Here is a 2,036-nt window from a genome sequence, read left to right on the forward strand (position 1 = left end):
CCCGCTACGTCGAGGATCGTCCGCTTCGGGCGTCCGACCTCCAGTCTCGTCGCGACCGGGCGGTCGACCGCTCCCGTCGCCTCGGCGAGGATCCGCTCGCCGCGCCCTTTGGCGCTTTCGTACCACTGATCGGAGGCCCCCGGGAAGCCGCCGTCGGCCCCCGTCGCCGACGTCCGCCGGGTTGATCACGTGGAGGGCCGTGAGGTCGGCGTCGGGCCACTCCTCGGCGGCGAACCGTAGCGCCTCGGTCGCCTCCGCGGAGCCGTCGATCGCAACGAGGATACGCTTGGACATACGCGAGGGTTCGCTCGCTCGGATTAAAAACCACCGCGCCGGCTCCGATACGGCGACAATCCGGCTCGGGAGGCGACGAGAGGGAACCGCTCGGCGGGAGAGAGGGCGCGTCGTCAGTCGTGCCGCGTCACGCACTCGGAGAGGCCGATCAGCTCGACCGGCTCGGAGTTGTCCGGCGAGTAGACGACCATCTGCCCCTTCTCCATGTACGGCACCTTGCCGGCGAGGTTCGAGGGGATGTTGACGCTCGATATCGCGTCCTCGTCGCCGAGGTTCAACACGACCTTCGTGTTCACCTGTTTGAACACCGACTCGGCGACGTCCTGCGGGTCCTGCGTGATGAGAAACAGCCCGAGCCGCTCCTTGCGGCCCTGCTTCGCCGCCTCCGTGAACTTCTGGACGACCTTCTGTGCCTGGACGTTGTCGGCGTCGGCGAGGAAGTTGTGCGCCTCGTCCATCCCGACCAAGAGCGGCGTCTCCTTTATCCGGTCGCTCGCCGGGTCGTTCGAGAGCTTGTCGTCGATGAGCAGCCCCGCGACCGCGAGGACGACGATCTCCTTCTGCCGGGAGGTCGGCAGGTGGTAGGTGGGGACGACCGAGAGGCCACCGGGACGCACGAGGGTGTGGTCGAGTTCGGTGATCGGCTTCGCGTCCTGGTCGAAGACGCCGCTCGGGACGCCGCGGACGCGGCGCTTGACGGCGTCGAACGTCGCCTCGTGGACCCGACCGCTCTCGTGAAGCTCCTCTTTGAGCGCCGGGTCGTCGAGGTACGAGAGGAACTGGCTGTACGTTCCCGAGTCGCCGTAGTTGTCGAAAAAGCGGTTGAGAAGCGTCAACAGCGCGGGGTACTGGTTGTCGTTGAGTCCGGACCCGGCGACCAGCCACGGCATGTCCCGTGCCAGCGAGAAGGGGATCGTAAACTCGACGCGCTCGGCGCGGTGGCCCTCGCCGGGGTACGTCGCGTTCGCGGCCCGGGGAACGAGGGCGACGGTGTCGTCGTGACCGCCGTGGGCGATCCCCTCGCGCTCCAGCCGTCGCGCGAACGCGTCGTCGAGGTCGGGGTTGTCGTCGTGCATCTGCGCGTACTCGTCTTGCGGATCGAACTGGACCACCGCCATCCGCGACTCGCGGCCGTCGCCCATCGGGTACGTGCGGTCCGCGTCGAGGTACTGCCGGAGGACGTTCTTCGAGGCGTGGGTCTTCCCCGACCCCGTGCCGCCGGCGACGAGCGTGTGCCGGAACGCGAGCGGGTCGCCGTCGGCGTAGTCGTCCTTCACCCGGTAGTCGACGGTGGGGGGCTCGGCCGCGGTCCGCACCTTCTCGCCGCCGACCGAGAGGTGGCCGAGGAAGACGCCGTCGTCGGGGATCTTCAGCCCGGTCTTGATCTCGGCGTCGTCCGCGGCCTCCTCGGCGACCGCGCCGGGTTTGGGAACCCGGTCGGTCATCCGGCGTTTCATGTCGTCGCCCTCCCCGTACACGACCGACATCGGCTCCAGATCGGCGACGAACTTGTAGTCGCGCTCGGCGAACTCGTCGCGGCGCATCTGCCGGCGGGCGTGGATCTCGGTCGCGTCGTCCGACTGGAACTCCTGTGCGTACTCCAAGCCGGTGATCCGGCAGAACAGGCGCTCGCCGTCCGGGTACGGGATCAGGAGGTACTTCCCGAGCCGCACCGCCTCGCGGTTGTCCGTCGTGACGAACGCCTTCAGCGACGTCTCGTCCTCCTCCTCCGCGATGCGGAG

At 68.6% G+C, this 2,036-nt stretch carries 2 protein-coding genes; both read right to left on the reverse strand.

Going from position 1 to position 2,036, the window contains the following annotated elements; all coding sequences use genetic code 11:
* Nucleotides 1–294, reverse strand: a 294-nt coding sequence (locus BN903_RS14820) for a universal stress protein (RefSeq protein WP_195155829.1), incomplete at its 3' end; no start/stop codon positions are given.
* A gap of 113 nt (nucleotides 295–407) precedes the next feature.
* Nucleotides 408–2,036: ATP-binding protein (locus tag BN903_RS14825; RefSeq protein WP_048078463.1), on the reverse strand; the 1,629-nt coding region annotated here is incomplete at its 5' end.

It is taken from the genome of Halorubrum sp. AJ67, from assembly GCF_000513435.1.